Annotated in this window: 18 protein-coding genes; 4 read left to right on the top strand and 14 right to left on the bottom strand. The window is 47.0% G+C overall.

Going from position 1 to position 20,855, the window contains the following annotated elements; all coding sequences use genetic code 11:
• Positions 1 to 23: 23 nt before the first annotated feature.
• Both LZD49_RS09225 and LZD49_RS09230 read right to left on the bottom strand, forming a co-directional pair.
• Positions 24 to 623, bottom strand: coding sequence for a gluconate 2-dehydrogenase subunit 3 family protein (locus LZD49_RS09225; protein ID WP_234667051.1), 600 nt, complete (start codon positions 621 to 623; stop codon positions 24 to 26).
• A gap of 236 nt (positions 624 to 859) precedes the next feature.
• Entirely contained in the window at positions 860 to 1,915 is a 1,056-nt protein-coding gene (locus LZD49_RS09230) for an acyl transferase (protein WP_234667052.1), read from the bottom strand.
• A gap of 51 nt (positions 1,916 to 1,966) precedes the next feature.
• On the opposite strand from LZD49_RS09230, the gene LZD49_RS09235 reads away from it, so the two are divergent.
• Positions 1,967 to 2,521, top strand: a complete 555-nt coding sequence (locus LZD49_RS09235) for a hypothetical protein (protein WP_234667053.1) — start codon at positions 1,967 to 1,969, stop codon at positions 2,519 to 2,521.
• Positions 2,522 to 2,526: 5 nt separating this feature from the next.
• On the opposite strand, the gene LZD49_RS09240 is transcribed toward LZD49_RS09235, so the two are convergent.
• The gene (locus tag LZD49_RS09240) at positions 2,527 to 3,810 is read right to left on the bottom strand and encodes a PAS domain-containing sensor histidine kinase (RefSeq protein ID WP_234667054.1); all 1,284 of its coding nucleotides are present in this window, start codon (positions 3,808 to 3,810) and stop codon (positions 2,527 to 2,529) included.
• A gap of 273 nt (positions 3,811 to 4,083) precedes the next feature.
• Between LZD49_RS09240 and hemA the strand changes: the two genes are divergently transcribed.
• Positions 4,084 to 5,343: a glutamyl-tRNA reductase gene (gene hemA / locus LZD49_RS09245; protein WP_234667194.1), complete on the top strand. Its 1,260-nt coding sequence runs from the start codon at positions 4,084 to 4,086 to the stop codon at positions 5,341 to 5,343.
• 265 nt (positions 5,344 to 5,608) lie between these two features.
• On the opposite strand, the gene LZD49_RS09250 is transcribed toward hemA, so the two are convergent.
• The 10 genes from LZD49_RS09250 to LZD49_RS09295 form a co-directional block, all read right to left on the bottom strand.
• On the bottom strand, positions 5,609 to 7,399 hold the full coding sequence (locus tag LZD49_RS09250) for an ABC transporter ATP-binding protein (RefSeq protein ID WP_234667055.1): 1,791 nt from the start codon (positions 7,397 to 7,399) through the stop codon (positions 5,609 to 5,611).
• Between the two features lie 58 nt (positions 7,400 to 7,457).
• Positions 7,458 to 8,789 (bottom strand): DEAD/DEAH box helicase, encoded by a 1,332-nt coding sequence (locus LZD49_RS09255; protein ID WP_234667056.1) that lies wholly within the window; start codon positions 8,787 to 8,789, stop codon positions 7,458 to 7,460.
• Positions 8,790 to 8,855: 66 nt separating this feature from the next.
• A complete protein-coding gene (locus tag LZD49_RS09260) occupies positions 8,856 to 9,392 on the bottom strand; it encodes a hypothetical protein (protein WP_234667057.1) in 537 nt (178 codons plus the stop codon).
• Positions 9,393 to 9,497: 105 nt separating this feature from the next.
• Positions 9,498 to 10,895 (bottom strand): glycosyltransferase family 39 protein, encoded by a 1,398-nt coding sequence (locus LZD49_RS09265; protein WP_234667058.1) that lies wholly within the window; start codon positions 10,893 to 10,895, stop codon positions 9,498 to 9,500.
• Positions 10,896 to 10,983: 88 nt separating this feature from the next.
• Positions 10,984 to 11,625, bottom strand: coding sequence for a porin family protein (locus tag LZD49_RS09270; protein WP_234667059.1), 642 nt, complete (start codon positions 11,623 to 11,625; stop codon positions 10,984 to 10,986).
• Between the two features lie 201 nt (positions 11,626 to 11,826).
• Positions 11,827 to 12,876 carry a hypothetical protein gene (locus tag LZD49_RS09275; protein WP_234667060.1) on the bottom strand — a complete coding sequence of 350 codons (1,050 nt, stop codon included), beginning with the start codon at positions 12,874 to 12,876 and terminating at the stop codon, positions 11,827 to 11,829.
• A gap of 24 nt (positions 12,877 to 12,900) precedes the next feature.
• Positions 12,901 to 13,824 carry a hypothetical protein gene (locus LZD49_RS09280; RefSeq protein ID WP_234667061.1) on the bottom strand — a complete coding sequence of 308 codons (924 nt, stop codon included), beginning with the start codon at positions 13,822 to 13,824 and terminating at the stop codon, positions 12,901 to 12,903.
• Positions 13,825 to 13,827: 3 nt separating this feature from the next.
• Entirely contained in the window at positions 13,828 to 14,397 is a 570-nt protein-coding gene (locus LZD49_RS09285) for a phosphoribosylglycinamide formyltransferase (protein WP_234667062.1), read from the bottom strand.
• Between the two features lie 134 nt (positions 14,398 to 14,531).
• A complete protein-coding gene (locus tag LZD49_RS09290) occupies positions 14,532 to 15,227 on the bottom strand; it encodes a hypothetical protein (RefSeq protein WP_234667063.1) in 696 nt (231 codons plus the stop codon).
• Between the two features lie 85 nt (positions 15,228 to 15,312).
• Positions 15,313 to 16,194, bottom strand: coding sequence for a geranylgeranylglycerol-phosphate geranylgeranyltransferase (locus LZD49_RS09295; RefSeq protein ID WP_234667064.1), 882 nt, complete (start codon positions 16,192 to 16,194; stop codon positions 15,313 to 15,315).
• Positions 16,195 to 16,375: 181 nt separating this feature from the next.
• On the opposite strand from LZD49_RS09295, the gene bshA reads away from it, so the two are divergent.
• Together bshA and LZD49_RS09305 are read left to right on the top strand one after the other, a co-directional pair.
• A complete protein-coding gene (gene bshA / locus LZD49_RS09300; RefSeq protein ID WP_234667065.1) occupies positions 16,376 to 17,518 on the top strand; it encodes an N-acetyl-alpha-D-glucosaminyl L-malate synthase BshA in 1,143 nt (380 codons plus the stop codon).
• A 125-nt stretch (positions 17,519 to 17,643) separates the two neighbouring features.
• Entirely contained in the window at positions 17,644 to 17,901 is a 258-nt protein-coding gene (locus tag LZD49_RS09305; RefSeq protein WP_234667066.1) for a DUF4834 family protein, read from the top strand.
• A gap of 70 nt (positions 17,902 to 17,971) precedes the next feature.
• On the opposite strand, the gene carB is transcribed toward LZD49_RS09305, so the two are convergent.
• Complete coding sequence (gene carB / locus LZD49_RS09310) at positions 17,972 to 20,815, bottom strand: carbamoyl-phosphate synthase large subunit (RefSeq protein ID WP_234667067.1); 2,844 nt, start codon at positions 20,813 to 20,815, stop codon at positions 17,972 to 17,974.
• Between the last annotated feature and the right edge of the window lie 40 nt (positions 20,816 to 20,855).

The following is a 20,855-nucleotide window of genomic DNA, read 5'->3' on the forward strand; positions in this document are numbered from 1 at the left end:
CCTGTTAATTGAGTTTCTTAGGGTTACATTGCCCAGTTTTTCTGACCGGGTTTCAAGTCGATACAGCCATCGTAGCGGCCGGGAACGGCCACGTATTCCAACGCCTGGGTGGCACCAGGTTCGGAGGTAAAGTAGCCCAGCAGTGTCAATTCCTTCATCAGGCGGAAGAATGGCACACCGGCGTCTGAATACTCCTTACCGGCTTCCGTGTATTTTTTCTTTTCTTCGCCGGCTTTCGCGAGTTCATCTTTCGCAGCAGCCTCCATTTCCTTCAAGACTTTTGTCTGTTCTTCGGGACTTGCTTTCAGGAAATCCTTTTTTTCCAGTTCCGACAAACCCTTATTGAAGCTCTCCTGATCTTTCGCTTCGTAGCAGTCTTTCAGTATCTTTTCAATAAACTCGCCCACTTTGGCGTCTTTCGCACCAGGTGTGTCTGTTTTTGGAATAATAATTTCAGCCACTTCCGAAACCAGTGCCTTGCGATCCGCGGAAAACGGGAAAGTGATTGCTGACGAACTTTCGGTAGAAGATTTACAACCTTCCAGAAAAGCCAGCATGGTGGGTGCGGAGAGTGTGCCACCCATTAACAGTGCCACACGACCAAGGGCATCACGTCTTTTCATCTGATATACTTAATATAGGTTAACAATCCAAAGTGTAATTCAAAATTTGATTAATGCAATTTTGAATAGCCTGCTAATTTATGAAATATTCTTAGTAACTAATTGGTTAGAATGATTCTATATAGGAATTCTGGGCCTATCAGGCTATGTCAGAGGGCGCTTTCTGAAATTAAATTTACATTAAAAGACAGGCAATTAATGTAGCCGAACTGGTGCACCACAGGCTGTCAAACGATTTATAGAACCATTAAATTGCAACCACGGATATCAGAGTTGTCGAACCGGCCCATGACATAAAAAGTGCCGGGCTTCTCGCCAAACCGACCGAGATCCTGGGTTTCTATGAAAGAGCAAGTGTCGAGATTGGCGAGGTCGATAACATTGATGCCACCGGTTTTGGACGAACTCAGGTTGTGGTCGCTGATCGCGAAGGGGTCGTTAATATCGCGGAGAAGAATGCGCATCGAGTACCCGGGCGTGAACAGCCCGTTGCCTTGGGAATATCCCTGGGAGAGAAGCTCAGTCATACCGTATTCGGAATGGATAACCGGGACGCCCAGGCTGCCCGTTAAGATGTCGTGTACTTCTTCCCGCAGCAGTTCTTTGCGTCGGCCTTTCATGCCGCCGGTGTCCATCACGGTGAAATGTTCGATGTTTTTCAGAAAATTGAGGTCAAAATTACTTTCCGCCAGGTCCAGCAGCGCGAAGGTCACACCTAGCAACAACACGCCTTTTCCATCCGGATCGGCGGCAAGCTGGCGGAGTTGACGTAACATTTCGACTGTGTCATTCAGATAAAATCCCGAGTATTCAGATCCGCTCTCCTCAATAAAATGTTGCATCATATACACGAGCGAAGAGTTGTTTCGTTCAAGGTATGACGGTAGCAGGGCCAGGATATGAAAGCGGTCCGGGCCACCGTAGTTTTGCTGAAAAATGCGGTTGGAAATGGCTTTGTAAAGTGGTTCGTCGTAAAGGTGATGGCTGCTGGTCGATTGTCCGGTAGTCCCGCTGCTTTGAAAAACAACAGACGCGTCCGATGAATGCCCCGTAGTGACGCGATGATTCTTAAAAAACTGGATTGGAAGGAAAGGAATTTCGGTCAATGCGTTAATGCGCAGAGGATCGATACCCAGGTGCCGGATATAGTCCCTATAAATGTGATTGTATTCCGCCTGGAAGCGGAAAATCCCAAGCGCAAGCGGTTCGAAATCGGCAGGCTCGAGTGTAACGACCTGTTGCCGCAGCACCGCCCGTAGTTCTGCAACGGATTTATTGTTTTGAAGTTCCAATCCTCTTACTTTCGTAAATACTAAAAAAGCAAAGTTAAAAATAGAAGTTATATGAAGCTGAAAGTTTCCCTTCTCATATTTTTGGTGGCGGCGGCGTTGGCCGCTTGCGTCGATATTCCTGATTTTAGCGATACCCCGGTGATTTTTTACAACGGCATTTCGCAGGATACAAGGATCGACACCGTTCAGGGCACTATTCAGGAAACGGAGATTGTGACCGTGACGATTAACTTCGAAGATGGTGACGGAGATCTTGGAGCATCCGTAGCAGAAACGCAGGATACCCTGAATTTTACAGGTAAATATCTGAATGTGCCGAACTGGAATCTGGAAGCAAACTATGAACTGGTGACCATGATTCAGCAAAAGGACAGCACATGGTCGGAGTCTGTTTTGATCGGTGACAGATTTAAGTTCTTTCCAATTCTCAAAACGGACGGGAAAGCGGGGCCGATCAAGGGTAAACTAGATATGAATGCCCGTTTCCGGAAATTGGGAACCGCAGTTCCGACCAAGATCAAATTTAAGGTCCGCATCATCGACCGTGCGTTCCGGATCAGCAATCAGATCGAAACCGATCCGGTAACCGTGCGACTTTGGCAATAAATTCTTTAAGATGCATCTACAATATCGGCATTCAGGACTATCCTGAATGTCGTTCCTTTTCCTACCTCCGAACTTTTAACAAAGAGCTTCCCGGAGTGATAGTTTTCGATAATTCGTTTAGCGAGCGTAAGGCCTAGTCCCCAACCACGTTTTTTTGTACTGAAACCGGGGTTAAAGATTTTGTTCATCTGCGCCTTGTTCATTCCCTTGCCGGTATCGGCTATGTCGATCCAGATTTCTTTTGTGCGGGGTGGGGCTTGCAATGTCACATGGATTTGTCCGATGCCGCTCATGGCGTCAACGGCATTTTTGCAGATATTCTCGATGACCCATTCGAATAGGTTCTTATTCAGCAATGCTGTCTGCGCCTCCGCGAGTTGGTTATGCACTTCAAATTTGACCTTGGACGAGACCCGTTTTTCCAGATAGTTCACAAAGTTTGCCATGATCGTCGCAACCGGTTCTTGCCGGAGCGTTGGCACAGACCCGATATTCGAGAATCGCGTTGTGATCATTTCCAGCCGGATCACATCCTTTTCAATTTCCTCTGCAATCGACGGATCAATAGACGAGTCGCTGCGGAAGTATTCCACCCAGGCCATCAACGACGATAGGGGGGTGCCGAGTTGGTGGGCTGTCTCCTTCGCCAAGCCAACCCATACGCGGTTTTGCTCCGCCTTCCGTGCCGAGCTGAACGCGAGATAGGCCAGATAACCTATCAAAAGCATTACAGAAAGTTGTAAAAACGGGTAATAGCGAAGCTGTGTAAGCAGAAATGAGTTGCTATAATAAATTTTACCGGCACGTCCCTTCCCGAGTTCCACAGGGATAGGCGGATGTTCCAGTTTCATCTCCTCCAATTCGTCCTGAATAATGCGTTCCCGCTCTTGACGGCTCGCTTTGACGGGAAATTTGATGTTTTTGTTCGGATTGGGAAGATTGTTTTCGTCGACATAAATAGCGGGAATCTGATAAAAATTCACCGCATCCTCGATGACCTGGTAGATTACGTTAAAGTTCTCATCCAGCGGGCTGTTTACCACATATCGCAAGCCCTCGGCGTAAAGTTGAACCTCCCTTTCCTCCCTTTCCTCCAGTTCTTCTACCAGCTTATCGGTGTAAAACAGGGAGCCGATGCTTAGAATGAGCAGGATGATCCCGATCACATATTTATAGAAGCTTTTTTGATCATAAGTATCCATCAGTGACCGGCGTAATCGCTGGCTGTTTAAGATGGCTACAGGTTGCAGCTTGAAACGCGGTTTTTCTTTTTGGCTTTCGCTAATCATTGCGGGCCGGGCACATTATCCCCGATGTTAATGTTATAGTCTACAAATAACGTAAATAATTTAACCTTAGTGGATTTGCAACCTTTTTTCATAACTCGCGCCGATCAGTTCCGGATATGATAAATATCATGTTTTAAGGCTTTTGACAGGGCGAAATTTGTATGACTTATGACAGTTTTATTTAAATGCTTTCTAAATAAGTGAACGGTCATTGTTCCGCTTTCCATTATCGTTTTTTGTGCCGTATTTTTGTGGATCGAATTAGACAAAGTGATGTATAACCAGTTCAAATCAGTCAGTTTATCACATCGGAATGCTCCTCTTGCTATCAGGGAACAGCTTGCATTGAATGAGGCGGAAGCAAAGAGCATGATGCTTCGTCTGAAAGATTTTTTCGATATCTCCGACGTTCTTGCCGTTTCTACCTGCAACCGTACCGAAATATACTATTCTGCCCCCAGCGATCTTAATGAAGACATTATCAAGCTTTTGCTGATCGAAAAAGGGGTTGAAGACGTTGAAAATTTCAAAGCATATTTCGAACAGTTCTCCGAAGGCAATGCGGCGGTTCAGCACCTGTTCCATGTAGCCACCGGCTTGCAGTCGCAAGTAGTGGGGGATATGCAAATTCCGAACCAGATCAAGCATGCCTACCAGTGGTCGGCCGACCTGAATATGGCGGGGCCGTTTTTGCACCGTCTGCTACACACGATATTTTTTGCAAATAAACGAGTAGCGCAGGAAACATTTTTTCGCGACGGCGCGGCATCGGTTTCCTATGCGGCCGTAGAGTTGCTCGAAGGCTTGATGCCAAACCCGAAAATCCTGGTGGTAGGTTTGGGCGAAATTGGAACGGATGTATGCCGCAACCTTTCACAAAATACAACGGCGGATGTAACGCTGGTGAACAGGACTCGCAGCAAAGCAGAAGCACTGAGCGCCGAGCTTGGATTCCGCGTTGCGGATTTTGCAGACATTGAATCTGAAATATCACGTGCCGACGTGATCATATCGTCTATTCAGCGAGAAGAGCCTTTCTTCACCAAGGAAATGATGGTACGTCTGCGCGGTATGTCATTCAAATATTTTATCGACCTATCGGTACCTCGTAGCGTATCACCCGAAGTGGAAGAAGTGCCAGGCGTAATGCTGTACACGATCGATTCTATTCGCTCGAAAGCCGATGAAGCATTGCAACGTCGTTTGGACGCTGTTCCTCACGTAGAGGAGATCATTGCCGAGGCGGTGGTAGAGTTTAACGACTGGTCACGCGAGATGATCGTTTCGCCTACGATCCAAAAACTGAAAGGTGCTCTGGAGACCATCCGCAAGGAAGAATTGACCCGTTTTACGAAAAGCCTGACCGAATCGGAACTGGAAAAAGTAGAGCGCATCACCAGCAGCATGATGCAGAAGATTCTTAAACTGCCAGTACTTCAATTGAAAGCCGCTTGTAAAAGGGGCGAAGCGGAAACGCTGATCGATGTCCTGAACGATTTGTTCAATCTGGAAAAAGAAAAAGAAAGACATTAAATCGTATAGACCTCTTCCATTATCCTACTCCCGAGATCATTTTCGGGAGTTTTTTTATGCATAAAAAAGAGAGGGTGACATATGCCACCCTCTCTATGTATTACCTTACCCTCCACAATAATTAATTGTATCTTGAAATCCGAGTAGCAGGGGACTTACGCCGTGTGCCGCCCACGCTGCGCCGGATTAGTCGTTCGTCGTCTCGCAACGACTTACGATAGATGAATCTCTTTAGATCAGTGACCCAGAAAAAAAGTCATTTTTTTTAGTCCTGGTCACGGTTCATCAGCTCGAGCATCTTACCGAGGTTCAGGCTTCGGGCCGAAGCATCGAAAATTTGTCTGTAAACGCCGTTTTGCTCGTATAATTCTTCATGCTGGCCGGATTCGACGATTTGTCCTTTTTTCATCACATAAATCCGATCCGAGTCGAGAATTTGTGCTAGACTGTGAGAAATAATCACCACCGTACGGTTTTTTTTGATCGCGTCCAGGCTGTTTTTGATCTGCTCGGTAGCGATAGCATCCAAACTAGCGGTAGGTTCATCAAGGAAGATAATAGGAGGATTTTTAAGGAATAGCCGCGCGATCGCGATCCGCTGCTGCTGTCCGCCGGAGAGTAACTGGGCGTCTGTTTCGTATCCGTTTGGCAGTTCGAGGATTTGCTCGTGCAAATAGGCGCTTTTGGCCGCTTCCACAAGTTCTTCCCAGCTCGCCTCGGGCTTTCCGTAGCGGATATTCTCTACGATCGACCCCTTAAAGATGTGGTTCTTTTGAAGCACCATTCCAATCGCATTGCGCAGTGAAGACAAGTCGTAGGAATTAAGCGGGCGACCATCAAGCATAATATTCCCCGAATCCTGCGTATAAAAGCCAACGAGCAGATTAATGAGCGTACTTTTTCCCGCACCCGACAGTCCAACCAGGGCAGTCGTTTGCCCGGATTTGATATCCATATTAATCCCGGAAAGCGCCTTGGTGCCATTGGGATATGTAAATGAGACGTCTCTTAAATGATAGTCGCCGCTAAATTGCGCCAACGCGGTCGTACCGCTGGTTTCTACCGACTCATTCGCATCCAGAATATCGAAGAAACCTTCGGAATACGTGAGGGCGTCGTTCATCTCGTCGTAAATGCGGTGCAGCTGGCGGATTGGTGCCGATACATTGTTAAAAAGCAAAATATGGAACATGATCGCACCGATGGACATTTGCTGGTCGAGCACGAGATAGGCCGTGAGAATGATGATCAGTACGACGCCGATTTGCTCGATAAAACTTTTGAAGCCATCATAGAGGAAGTTGGTTTTTCGTGTTTTAAGCTGTGAATCCATCAGCTCCATTTGCAGGCCGTATTGCTTTTCGCCTTCCTGTTTTTCACGCACGAACGATTTGATGACAATCACGGATTCGATCAGGTTAATGAGTCCGTTGCTTTTGTTTTCACGCTGCCGTTTTAGCTTCCGCCGCACGCCTTGCAGCTCACCGGCCTGCTTGTAACTGACCCAGAAATAGATCGGTAAAGTGGCCAATGCGATGCCGCCCACGTAAACGTTCGCTGAGAACATAATGCCCAATGCGACAACCGCATTGGCGAATAGCGGAAGAATATCAATAAAAAAATTCTGGATCAGCTTGGTTAGGCTTTCAACGCCGCGGTCAATGCGGGTTTGCAACTTGCCTTTTTGGTTCTCATTGTCGCTGTAAAAGGAAAGATTATAGGTAAGAAGCCGATTGATCGCATCTTGCGCCAGGTCGCTGGATACTTTGATCCGGATCTTTTCACCAAAATACCGCTGTCCGAAAATAATGAAACTATTGACGATCTCTTTCGTGAAGAGTATCACCGTGATAGTTAGTAGAAGCTCCTTGCCTTGCAACGTGCTCCAATGCTTGTCGAGCATCGACTGGACGGTATCGACTGTGTAACGGAGTACCCAGGGGTTTACCTGCGCTGTAACGGCACCAAGTAAGGTAAGGAATAGTGCGAATATGATTTGCCGACGATACGGCTTGACGAACGGCCGGAGCCTTTGGAAGATTTGCCAGATATTCATGCAGGTTCAACAAGAAATGCTGCAAAATGATTTGAATATCTGGCTTTTAACGATTGCATTACTTTTTCTTTCCGGAACGTTTGATGGGCCGCCCGTACTTGGCCATTTTCTCTTTCGCATGGTCCCGGCGCACATTAACCTTTTGATTTTTAGCCTTTTTTTCATGAAAAGCAAGACCTGTCTCATCCAGTTTGGGACGTTTCAGCTCGATATTTTTCATGAAGATTTTAGGCTCCTCATCCGGCAAGAGCACGTCCGAAATTTTCAAATTCTCCGGCAATGGTAGGATCGGTATTTCGAAGTCCATCAACTCCTCGATCTGTTGCTGAAACGGCTTTTCGCGCTCTGTAATGAAAGAGATCGCAATGCCCCTCTGATCCGCCCGCCCAGTGCGTCCAATGCGATGAATGTAGTTCTCAGGCACCTCGGGAATGTCGAAATTGAATACATGGGAAACTTCCGCTACATCGAGCCCGCGCGCGATAATGTCCGTGGCAATCAGGATGCGATAGTTGCCTGCGTGGAACTGCCGGATGGTGTTGAACCGGTGATTCTGGTCTTTATTGGAATGGATTACACCTATTTTGTTCAGGTAACCCAGCTCCAACTGGCCATACAATTGATCTGCCAGCTTTTTGGTAGCCGCAAAAATCAAGACTTTGCTCATTTCCTCGTGTGCGTCGAGAAGGTGATCCAGCAAGTTTACTTTTGTATAAAAATTCGGAACATAATAGGCCTGCTGCTCGATGTTTTCCAAGGGTGTTCCCACAGGTGCCGCCTCGATCCGCACCGGATCGTTGAAGTAACTTTTCATCAGCGCCTCAACTTCCTGCGTAATCGTAGCCGAAAAAAGCAGGTTCTGACGTCTTTGGGGTAGCAAGTCCAGGATGTTTTTCAACTGGGTGCGAAAGCCGAGGTTCAGCATTTCATCCACCTCGTCAATCACCAGTTTCCTGATCGATTTGGTTTTTAGAGAGCCATTCATCGCCAGGTCAAACAGCCTTCCGGGCGTCGCCACAACAACATCGGCTCCTTCGTGGAGCTCTGCCATTTGTACTTTAATATTTCCTCCGCCATAAACCCCAACAACCTCCAGCGCCGTATAGGCAGCAAGCTTGCGGACTTCTTCCACCACCTGCACCACCAACTCGCGTGTAGGTACAAGGACCAGCAACTGAGGCAAGCGATCCTTAGCGTATTCTATCTGACGCAATGTTGGCAATAAATAGGCGAACGTCTTTCCGGTGCCGGTTTGGGCAATGCCGCAAACATCCTTTCCGGACATCATTACCGAAAAAACCTTGTGCTGGATGGTAGTTGGCGTCGTATATCCCGCTTCCGAAAGCGCTTTCAAAAGCGGTTTGGTGAGATTTAAATCTTCAAAAGTCATAATGCATTTCTTAAAAGGACTACAAAGGTACGGCTAATCCCCTTGAACGTATTATGTAAGTTGGTTTTATCTATCCCGTGCTGCCTGCCGGAAAAGCAATGCGGAGCCAACAAATAAGATTGCAAAAAAAGCATGGAGGCCAAAAACAGCCATTACACCATTGGCAAATGCGGGTGTTCCGATAACCAATGCAATCGCCGGGACCAGCATAATGGCAAATGCGGCCGCGAATAATGCGTGCGACATACCATGTGGTTCCAAGCGGGCAATAAGAGCGCCGGTTAATCCAACCAGCAAGACACCGAAATACATCATGTTTGCCGGATTATCGCCTAGAATACCGCCAACAGCAATATTCATCCACATCAGAACCGCCGCTGCAGCAACCGCCGTAAAAACTCCGAATCCGTAAGCCCTGGTAACCAGCCCTTTTTTTGTAAATAATTCGTACACAAGGCCTGCTCCGCCAAGTAAGAGCAAAAAGGCTAGAACACCTGCGCCCGGTTTCCATGCCCAAATGGCAAGTAGCGTTAGAAATAATGGTGTAAGCACTGCGATAGCAGCGACAGTCCACGCCGACAATCCCGTTCTGATATTTTCCATAGGATTAATGAATAGTGATTTAACTGATAGTGTAAAAATAAGAAAGTACTTTGAAATTCAAAGTAAATGAGCGCGCTTATTTATAAAATATTTATCAGTAGCTGTTTATAGCTTGATCAAAACTTTGGAAGTGGTAAAGGAAGCCCTCGTAGCAGGATCCAGAAAACGAAAATCGAGGATCCGGCGTGGGTATTCCTCGGAGCTACCCAGGATTTTTAGATCGGGACGTATTGCCCTGAATTCTCCTAAAAGGCTTTGGTGTGTGTAAACAAGGCAGTTCTTCATGCCGACAAGGCTTCCGAAGTCATCTACTTCGGTAACTTGCACCCCCGAGTAAAAGCGAAGGCTGTAAGGGGTACCGGCCTGATAACTGAACAGCCTGTCGGGTTTTACTCCATTAGACCTGGCAATGATACCCAGTTTCGCGGCCGCCTGGTATTCGTAAATATTGGGGTAAAAATAGGTTGTCAATACGACATTGGCACCTATCGCGAATACGACACATCCGACGATCAGCTTGTTACGGATATGCGAAAAGAAAATTAGCCATGTAAGCACACTCAGAAGCGCCATAAAATGGATTAATCCATAATAATTGTCGGCTGGAAATGTGAACCAGACCAGGCAAAACAGTAATGCCAGCACTCCGTAGGCGGCCACACCGTGTACATACGCGAGTAAGCCGGAAAAGGACCCCGGGTCGCTTTCGAGGCGGCGGATCACATAGGCCGAAGTAATCACAGCTGCCACCGGATATGCCATATAGACGTCGAATGTAGCCCGGAAGGGGTTGAGATAGGTGAAAATAAAGGGCATGACGATCGCGATGAGGCAAGTCAGTTCGTATTTCTCGGTTTGGTCGCGTTCGGGAAAAATGAGTCGCTGAACGAGTTCTATGAGAGCCAGGATCAGAAAGATCGTCCATGGAGAAAAGGTAATCAGCAGCGTTAGCAACGGGTCCGTGGGCCATTGATCAGGGCTATTTGGAAAGGTATTCTTGACGAATATCAACCCCACTACGCCCGACAATGCAAGAAGCAGATGAATGACTTTGTTGCTTTCCAGATAAGCATTGATTTGCCACAACATGAAAATGAAGCAAGCTGCCAAATAACTGGCATCGCCGAGCTCGTTGTTGACCAGGAAAGTCGCTTGTGCGGTAGCCAGGATTAATATCGAAAGTATAGCAGATTCACTGCCAGCGTAACTCTTGGCGAGCCGATACGTACAAAATAAGGTGAAAAGGATTGCGGCAAAACCCGGAATGTGCAGCGAGAGCTGGTTAATCCCGAATAACCGCATTGCCGCAACCGAAAGGGAAATGATCGGCACCGATATGTCAGTTTGCTCGATCAACCGCCCGCTTTTGACCGTTTCGGCGGCAATGGCGGCGACCTGGGCCGAGAAATTTTCCGGAATAAGCATTAGCCATCCCATCATCCAGATCAATATGGCCGCCGCAAAGCCCCATTTGGCAACTTTTAACAAATCCTTTTGAAGCATAGACCGCATGCATTTAAATCTTCCGGAATCTAAAAATAAAGAAGGGCATTCAAAATTGGATGCCCTTCTAGTCGCGAACCATAATGTGTCAGCGCGTACGTAATCTTCCGGTATCTTTATCATAAGTACCAAGCGGGAAGCTCAGCCCGACATTGATACCCCAATTATTATTTTTAATGTTGGAATTGTCAAGTCGTGTTACATCGAGCAAGCCCAAGCCATATCGGGCATCGAAATTCAGCCAGATCTTATGCGTTAGTTCATAATTGAGTCCCGCACCGAAAGTCAGGCCGAGGTCGAACGGGCTATAAACGCGGTTATTTGAATCGCCGTTGATATTGTTTCCGTTCTTGTCGCGCGCACCAACCAGAAAGTTGAGGTTGGGGCCGAGAAAAATTTTAGGGCGCAGCGGACTACCATAGCGTCCAAAATAAAACGTTGCTAAAAGCGGTGCCTGGATGTAATTCAGATTGATTTCATTGGTTTTATTATTGATTTGAGCACCAAGTTGTGTGAAAAGCAATTGCCCGCTAAAACCAAAGCCCGATTTAGAACTATAATTATAAAAACCACCGATAGTCAATCCGGGTTTCCAGTCCGTGTCCGAAATATCGCCCCGAAAGTTGGCAATCGATACTCCGACGACCGGCCCGATGGAAACGTTTTCCTGTGCTTGTGCCCACGAGCCACTTATGACCATTGCGAGCAGTAAAAAAATACAATTTTTCATTTGAATATGAGTTTGGGTGCGTTGCGGCATATAATCATAAATTATGTGCCAATAGAGCATCCAATGCGCCATATCCTTTAACGGGCTTTGCGCTAGGCGCATGGGCTTCCGTATTTATATATTCATATTTGATAGCTGATGAATTTCGTGGAAAAACCTCTACGTATTGTATACGTTTCCCGCAAAAATAACGCTACCCGTTTATTCGGTATCTTCCGGCTGGTTCGGAATCTGAAAGGGTTTCAGATAGGCTTTGAGCTGTGACGGTACCAGCCAATGTCTGAATAGATTTTTGATGTTCTTAATCTCGACTTTCATTTCATTAATGTTTGCATTAAACTGCGCAATGACCGTGACCAGTGAATTGGCATGCTGGTAGGGCAATCCGCAAACATCGGAAATGCGTTTTTGCAATGTTTCCTTTTGTGAACCCAGTTCTTCAATCTGCTGACGAAGGATTTTGTTATAATAGCTTAACTGATTTTTATTGAGATTTTCAAGACTCGCGCTGTCGATTTGCTGCAACTCCATTTGCAGTTTCAGCAAGTCCAGAAGATTATTGTCCTGGTAAGCCCTGATAATGCGCTGCATGGTTTCTGTTTTGCGCAGCTTTTCAGCTTCGTCTGCTTCGCGGTCGGGATGGAAGGTTTTTACGAGTTCCATATACACGCTACGCACGGATTTGGTCGTTTTTGCCTGTTGCGTTTCCCTTATACGTTCGTCCATGCGCTGTTCTCGTCTTTCGGCTTTGATGCGGTGCTGTTCAGACGCGGAAAGTTCATGAAATGCTTTTTCCGGCTCCGTTTCATTCACGATTTCCAACAGAAATGTAGGGTCTTTGATCCGTGTCGTTTCCGCGGCCTGCTCTTCTTCCAGCAGCACATCGATATTAACAGAACTGTATTTGTTGAAAACCGGTTTGAGATCCGTTAGATCATGATTTTTGATAAGATCATAGGCATTTTCGGTAATCAGATAGGCGAGTTTTGTTTGATAGGCCTTCCTGAAATGCTCAGCCTCGTAAGCGCGGTCCCAGAGGTTGACAATGTCGGCCCGGTAACCCTGGTATTCGCGGATGAGCGGATCGAGCTCGGTAGGCATTCGTCGCGCCATTTCCTCATAGGCCTCTTGCAGTTCAGCGATCTGGCGGTCGAGCGCCTCAATAGTTTCCGAAAGTAGGTTGAACTCCTTTTGTTTTTTGTTGAGCGGTTTCTCGCTTTCTGGGATATGCAGGATGGCAGTGTCAGTCATAATATTGTAACCAGCCTCAAAGGATCACAAGTTCAATTCTTGATAGGAAATCAATATAATTGCCACGACCGCTAGCACTAGACCCCATTTATTCAGGGTATTTAGCCGCTCTTTATACAAAATCCAGGCCGCAAAGGCCGAAACCAGCATTGTAAGGATATTGTAAATAGGGAACACATAGGCCGCGCTGTTGCCGAACGCCGCTAATGCAAGCAGCAAGAAGTACAGCGACAGGAAGTTTGGTACACCCAGCAATAGCCCGCCTAGTACGCTTCTGATTTTTAGCTTATGGCCCTGTACTATAATCCTGTAAATCAGTATCGAACTGCCGATTAATACAGCTCCGAAACAGGCGATGATCATGAAAACGGTGATTTGGCCGGAAGGGTAGTACGTGGAGGAAAGATAATTGATTAAGGTATTGTTCGTGCCCGATGCGAAGAATGTGAGAACCGGGAAAATCCACAAAGATTGACCCGCGATTTGCGCACTATCTGTGGTCTTAGCGGCATTTGCCTCTTTTGGTGAACGCTGAATCGCACCTAATGCCAGCGCTACCAATGCTAGTGCAAGTCCCAGGTAATTGAGCGCGGTAAAGTCTTTATTGTTATTCCTGAAAACAAATAATCCGAACAGCACCGGTATCACCAGCGACATATTTCCTGCCAGCGACGTCGCGGTGACGCTCACCTTTTGGGCAGTAAGTCCGATGAGCATGAATGCCGTTACGAACATTGCGCCGAGTGCCATGGTGAGAATGGTTCCTTCGGAAGACCATTGTACATGCCGGAAAACGGTCAGTTCGGGCGTTAAAACAAGCCCTGTGATAACGCACGAATAATAATTAAAAACAACTGCATCAAAAGAGTTTACCTGGTAACGCGGGTAGGCGCGCATGATCAGGTAAAGTAATACGGTGAAAATAACAGCCAGGGAGAAAAACAGCATAAGCTACCGTCGCATAAGGATTTCATCGATTACGCGCGGATAATGCTCGTATTCCAGCCTATGGACCTTCCGTGCCACATCTTCCGGTGTGTCGGCAGGATTTATATTACAAGTGGCCTGGAAAATGATGTCGCCTTCGTCGTAATGCTCATTCACATAATGGATTGTAATGCCTGACTGTGTTTCGCGTGCATTCACAACGGCCTCATGAACAAAATGCCCGTACATGCCTTTTCCTCCATACTTGGGTAGCAATGCCGGGTGGATGTTGATCATTTTGGTAGGAAATACTTCGACCAGCATTGGCGGTACCAGCATCATGAAACCCGCCAGGACCACCAGGTCAATGCCTTCGTTTTGCAGGATCTGAGGAATCTTGCCGGTATGGTAAAAGGTTTTTTTGTCGAAGAAGACGACTGGTATCTGCAATTTGAGCGCCCTTTTGATTACTCCGGCCATGGGATTATTGGTGAATATCAGCGAAACATCCACATCGTTGCGATCGGCAAAGTATTCGCAAATGTTTTCCGCATTGGTCCCCGAGCCGGAGGCAAAAATGGCAATTCTTTTCATTATTAAGCGCAGTTGATTTATGATAGATAAGGAGCATCGTCGAGAAGATACCCGAACAAAGCTAGAAAAAGAACGGCTTGCCGACGAACCGGAAGCCGTTCTTGCTTAAATATTAATATCAGGACTTCGAGAAATCAATAAATTTTGGCCAGCTCACTATATGCCATGAGTTTGCCTTTCCGGTAAGTCTCTGTTTTCAGGTCCCAAATGATGCCAGGGGCGCGGTAAGAAACACTTTGCATTTCCATTTTGACCGGAAAGCCCATCACCATTTCCATATTCAGGTCAGAACTGATCTTGTACACATCATAGCTCCCGGCGGGAATGGTTAGTTTTTCCTGGCCAGCAACTGTCCGGTTTTTGATAAACATATTGAAGGTTACACCCATAGGGCCGGATTTGCCTTCGCCTTTCACCGATGCATCTTTCAATTTGTCGCCCACATTCAGCCTGGAAGGAATTTCGATATTGTCATATGTGAATTTCATTTCCATGTTCCGGAATGATTTCATTTGTTCCTCATTAATCAGTGAGGACGCGTCGAGGGTGAGCACGTTCCCATCGCATTTCATTTGGTAAGTGTTTTTCAACTCGGATTTTCCTTTGTTGTTGAAGGATTCCATATCGATCGTCACCACCGTATTGCTGCCTTCTTTTGACACTTTGGCGATTTTGTAAGTTAGCTTACCGGTTGGCTTGCCCTTGCCGTCGAAGTTGTTCATTTCAAAACCAGCCCCTTCTTTAAAGGCAAAACCGGCGCATTCTTGGGCGTTAACCCTCAGACCGAGCATCATTATGCAGGTGATGCTCCATAAAAGCAGCTTTTTCATATTCGTAACATCGATTTAGTTTTGGGGTAATCAAATATAACTTTTCGAACGGTTAATTAGGCTGTGCCTCTGTTAATTCCGCGTTTTAAGTCCAAATCATCGTAATCAGTCCCATTAGCATAATCAATTTACAGAGACTGCTGATCTGCCTGAAATCGCGGCGGGTGTCGGCCTGGTAAAGCCGCAGGAGAAGCAGGCCAATCGGTATCAGCAGCAACAGGAAAAGGAGCGTAAGCAAGTCGTTTTGCAGTGCGCGCGCCATAATGAAGAGAGTAAAAACAAACGTGACAATAACTGAGTATAAAAACGTTTTGGTCCGGCGGATTCCCCAGATGATTGGTAAGGTGCGGCAGCCGTGGGCTTCGTCCCCGCGGATATCTTCCATGTCTTTCACCACCTCGCGGATGAGGGAAATGAAGAATGAAAAAACCGCATAAATGAATACCAAATGCCGGTTGGCAGGATAATGCACAGTGAGTATCAGCAATGTGAGGCCGGTAAGCAGCGACACAATGAAGTTGCCGATGAAAGGCAGCCGCTTATAACGTTCGGAGTAAAACCAGAGCAGTGTGATTGAAAACACATTGATAATGAAGATGTAAGGACTGACGATAAGGCCTAGTGCCGCTCCGAACACATTTAGGACCTGGTGTGCACCCATTGCCCAGCGGCGTTTCAGGTAACGGCCCACCACAACGCGCTCAGGTTTATTGACAATGTCGATCTTGATGTCGAAATAATCGTTGATAATGTAACCGGCCGCCGCGATGCACACTGTTGACAATGATAGCACAAACATATCGAAGTCGGCGATGATCGCTTTCCATTCGTGACGCGGACCGATGAGCAGGATTCGTGTGAGATACTGAGTCAGGGCCACAATGACAAGGTTGGTCATGCGCACAAGCCGCGCACTACCGGTTACATAATCCCATGTTGTAATCTTGGGTCTGGCCGACACATTCATGAAGTTTGACGCTGGAAATAGAAGGTTTAGGCAATAAAATTATTCATTTTATCCCATTAACGACAATTCTGAACTTCTTTATCCATTTGTGGGATAAAAAACACGCATTTGTTGTTAGGTATTGAAAGCCGCCGTCCGGGCGGTTGTTCGTACCGGACATTCAACCATTTGCTGACCTATTATGAAAATTGGTATCGTATGCTATCCTACCTTCGGAGGAAGTGGTGTGGTAGCTACCGAACTTGGAAAGGCGCTTGCGAAGGCGGGCCACCAGGTTCATTTCATTACCTATTCCCAACCCCAACGGTTGGATTTTTTTAATGAAAACCTTTATTATCATGAAGTAAATATACCTGCCTATCCATTGTTCCAGTACCCGCCTTACGAGTCTGCGTTATCGAGCGAAATGGTCCATGTGGTAGCTAATGCAGGCCTTGATTTACTACACGTGCATTATGCAATCCCGCACGCATCATCTGCGTATCTCGCAAAGCAGATCCTCGCGGCTCAGGGCATTCACATACCGGTAATCACGACTTTGCATGGTACGGACATCACGCTGGTGGGCAAGGATCCTTCCTACGAGCCGGTAGTCACATTCAGTATCAACCAGTCGGACGGCGTTACCACCGTTTCGGAATCATTGAAGAGAGATACTTACGACCATTTCAAGATCACCAAAGAGATTGAAGTGATTCCTAACTTCATCGATCTTGAACGTTTCAATCGCCAGAAAAAAGATCACTTTAAGCTGGCTATTTGCCCGAATGATGAGAAATTGATCGTCCATACTTCCAATTTCCGAAAGGTTAAAAGGATCGACGATGTGATCATGATTTTCGACAAACTGCGCAGGCTCTTACCAACTAAATTACTCCTCGTAGGCGACGGCCCCGAACGTTTGAGGATCGAGCGCCTGTGCAAGGATTTGGATATGCTTTCGGACGTGCGTTTCCTTGGCAAGCTCGACGCCATTGAAGAAGTGCTTTCCGTCGCCGACCTCTTCCTGATGCCCTCAGAAACGGAAAGCTTTGGATTGGCCGCTTTGGAAGCATTGGCTTGTGAAGTGCCTATTATTACTTCCAATGCAGGCGGACTGCCCGAACTGAACGTGCATGGCGTTACAGGATTCCTGAGTGATGTAGGCGATGTTGAAGATATGGTGAAACATGCCGCGTATATACTCGACGATGCTAATCTACCCACTTTCAAAGCGAACGCATTGGCAAGGGCAAAGGATTTCGAGGTAGCAAGGATTTTACCACATTATGAGGCTTATTACGAGCGGGTGGTGGAAAATAGCAAAGCGGTAGATCTGGCGTAGGGAACCGCCGGTAAACCGATAGTGCCGCTCAATTTCCGGTTTCGTCTTTCATGCGGTTTTACTTATCTTCGTGTGCTAATTATGTTAGGTTTACGTTATTGATAGAGGTAAAAAACATTGTTAAGATGAAACTGTTATTTAATATATTCTTCATACTCCTGCTCCTGATTGCATTTGTGCCGTTTTTTCGGCGATTTCTTTTTCACCTGCTGGTGGGCAGGCAGTTAGTCAAGCAGCAGGAAAGAGCATATCGTGCACAGCAACAACAGGAGAAAGCCCGTACCAAGCCGGGTGGAATGCGGGTGGATACAACACCTCCAAATGCCAATGATTCCTCCCGGTTCAAAGGCGGTGATTATGTTGATTATGAGGAAGTAAAATAAAAAAATTGATTGCTATAAAACAGAACGAGCCCGGATTATCTCCGGGCTCGTTCTGTTTTATATGCTAATCCTACCGGCTTAGATAAAGGTTTCTCTCGCCGTAGATCTTTTGGAAGAATTCATCCTGAAGATCCTTAATGAAGTAAATAGCTTCACCGGTCGATTTCATTTCGGGGCCGAGTTCCTTGTTTACATTCGGGAATTTGTTGAACGAGAACACAGGAATTTTGATCGCCCAGCCGTCTTTCTGCGGATTGAAGTTGAAATCCTTTACTTTCTTGTCGCCCAGCATCAGTTTCGTAGCGTAATTCACATACGGCTCTTTGTAAGCCTTGCAAATGAACGGAACGGTACGGGAAGCACGTGGGTTAGCCTCGATCACGTACACCACACCGTCTTTTATCGCGAACTGCACGTTGATAAGCCCTTTTACATTCATCGCCAGCGCGATTTTGCGGGTATGCTCTTCGATTTGACGAATCTCGTCGGCTGTCAGATCGAATGGCGGCAATGCGGCGTGCGAGTCACCCGAGTGGATTCCCGCCGGCTCGATATGCTCCATGACACCGATAATGTAAGCGTCTTCGCCGTCGCAAATCGCATCCGCTTCGGCTTCCAGTGCGCCTTCGAGGAAGTGGTCGAGAAGAATGTTGTTATCAGGAATGTCTTGCAGGATTTTCACCACGTGCTGTTCCATTTCCTTTTCGTTGATCACAATCTTCATGCTCTGGCCACCCAAAACGTAGCTTGGACGAACCAGCAGCGGGAAGCCCAGCGTGCGCGACAGTTCTACCGCTGCATCGGAAGTTCTTACAGTCCCGAATTTCGGGTAAGGAATACCAAGTTCTTCGAGCAATGATGAAAAGCGTCCGCGGTCCTCAGCCCAGTCGAGCGAGTGGAAGTCGGTACCGATGATTTTTACACCGTATTTTTCCAGTTTCTCGGCCATTTTCAATGCCGTCTGACCTCCGAGCTGAACGATCACACCTTCGGGTTTTTCGTGCTCGATAATGTCGAAAACGTGCTCCCAGAAAACGGGCTCGAAGTACAGTTTGTCTGCAATATCAGGGTCGGTAGAAACAGTTTCAGGATTACAGTTAATCATAATTGTTTCGTATCCAGCCTCTTTTGCCGCCAATACACCGTGCACACAAGAGTAGTCGAATTCGATACCCTGGCCGATCCGGTTAGGGCCCGAGCCCAGTACGACAACCTTCTTGCGGTCGCTTACGATCGACTCGTTGTCGGGGAATTCCTGCGATGTATTGAAAGTAGAGTAGTAGTAAGGTGTTTTGGCTTCGAATTCCGCCGCACAAGTGTCGACGCATTTGTACACACGCTTAATACCCAGTTCTTTCCGGCGATCGTATACCTTACTTTCTTTGGTATTGATCAAATGTGCGATCTGACGGTCAGCATAACCTTTTTGTTTTGCCGTCAAAAGCAAATCTTTCGGCAAGTCTTCGAGGTCATATTTTTCAATTTCGTGTTCCAGCTCGATCAGCTCTTCGATCTGACGGAGGAACCAGGCATCTATTTTAGTCAGGTTCTGGATCGTTTTGAACGATAGACCGATCTTGAATGCGTCGTAAATATGGAACAGGCGGTCCCAGCTAGGATGTTGCAGGCTGTATTTGATAGCCTCCTGGTCACGTAGTTCGCGACCGTCGGCACCGAGACCATTTCTGCGGATTTCCAGCGATTGACATGCTTTTTGCAATGCTTCCTGGAAATTACGTCCGATACCCATTGCTTCACCAACGGATTTCATTTGGAGGCCCAAAGAGCGGTCGGCGCCTTTGAATTTATCAAAGTTCCAACGAGGAACTTTGACGATCACATAGTCGATCGACGGTTCGAAGAACGCCGATGTGCTGCCCGTGATCGGGTTAATGAGCTCGTCGAGATCATAACCGATCGCCATTTTTGCAGCAATTTTCGCGATAGGGTAACCAGTTGCTTTCGATGCTAATGCAGATGAGCGAGAAACCCGTGGGTTGATCTCGATTGCGATGATCTTGTCATCTGCTGGGTTCACCGAGAATTGTACGTTACATCCGCCCGCAAACTTGCCGATCCCGTCCATCATTTTGATAGAAAGGTCGCGCATTTGCTGGTACAATGTATCAGGGAGTGTCATCGCTGGCGCAACTGTGATACTGTCGCCGGTGTGCACACCCATCGGGTCAAAGTTCTCGATCGAACAAATGATGATGAAGTTGCCTTTGCTGTCGCGGAGCAATTCGAGCTCGTATTCTTTCCAGCCCATTACGCTTTGCTCAACGAGTACCTCGTGTACAGGCGACGCGTGCAAGCCATAGTTAAGCGCTTTGTCAAAATCTTCTTCTTTTTCCACAAATCCACCTCCGGTACCACCAAGGGTAAATGAAGGACGAATTACCAATGGGAAGCCGATTTCCTGTGCGATCTCTTTTCCTTCGAGGAAAGAGCGGGCTGTGCGGCCCTTACACACATTAACGCCTAGTTCGAGCATTTTCAGACGGAATTTCTCCCGATCTTCGGTGGTTTCGATCGCTTTGATATCCACCCCGATGATCTCGACATTATACTTTTTCCAGATACCTGCCTTGTCGCAATCAATTGCCAGGTTCAGCGCCGTTTGGCCTCCCATCGTGGGGAGTACCGCGTCGATGGGCCTGCCCATCTCCTTGTGTTTTTCCAGAATTTCAGCGATGTACTTCTTTTCCAGCGGCAACAGGTACACATGATCTGCACTGATAGGATCAGTCATGATTGTTGCAGGATTGGAGTTGATCAGAACTACCTCAATCCCCTCTTCGCGTAGTGAACGGGCTGCCTGAGAGCCGGAATAGTCAAACTCGCACGCCTGACCGATAACGATGGGACCTGAACCGATAATCAGAACGGATTTGATACTCGTATTTTTGGGCACAGTGAATGGTAATTTGTAGAAATGAAGGAAATACTTAAAC

It is taken from the genome of Dyadobacter sp. CY261 (assembly GCF_021440085.1).
Classification (GTDB): Bacteria; Bacteroidota; Bacteroidia; order Cytophagales; family Spirosomataceae; genus Dyadobacter.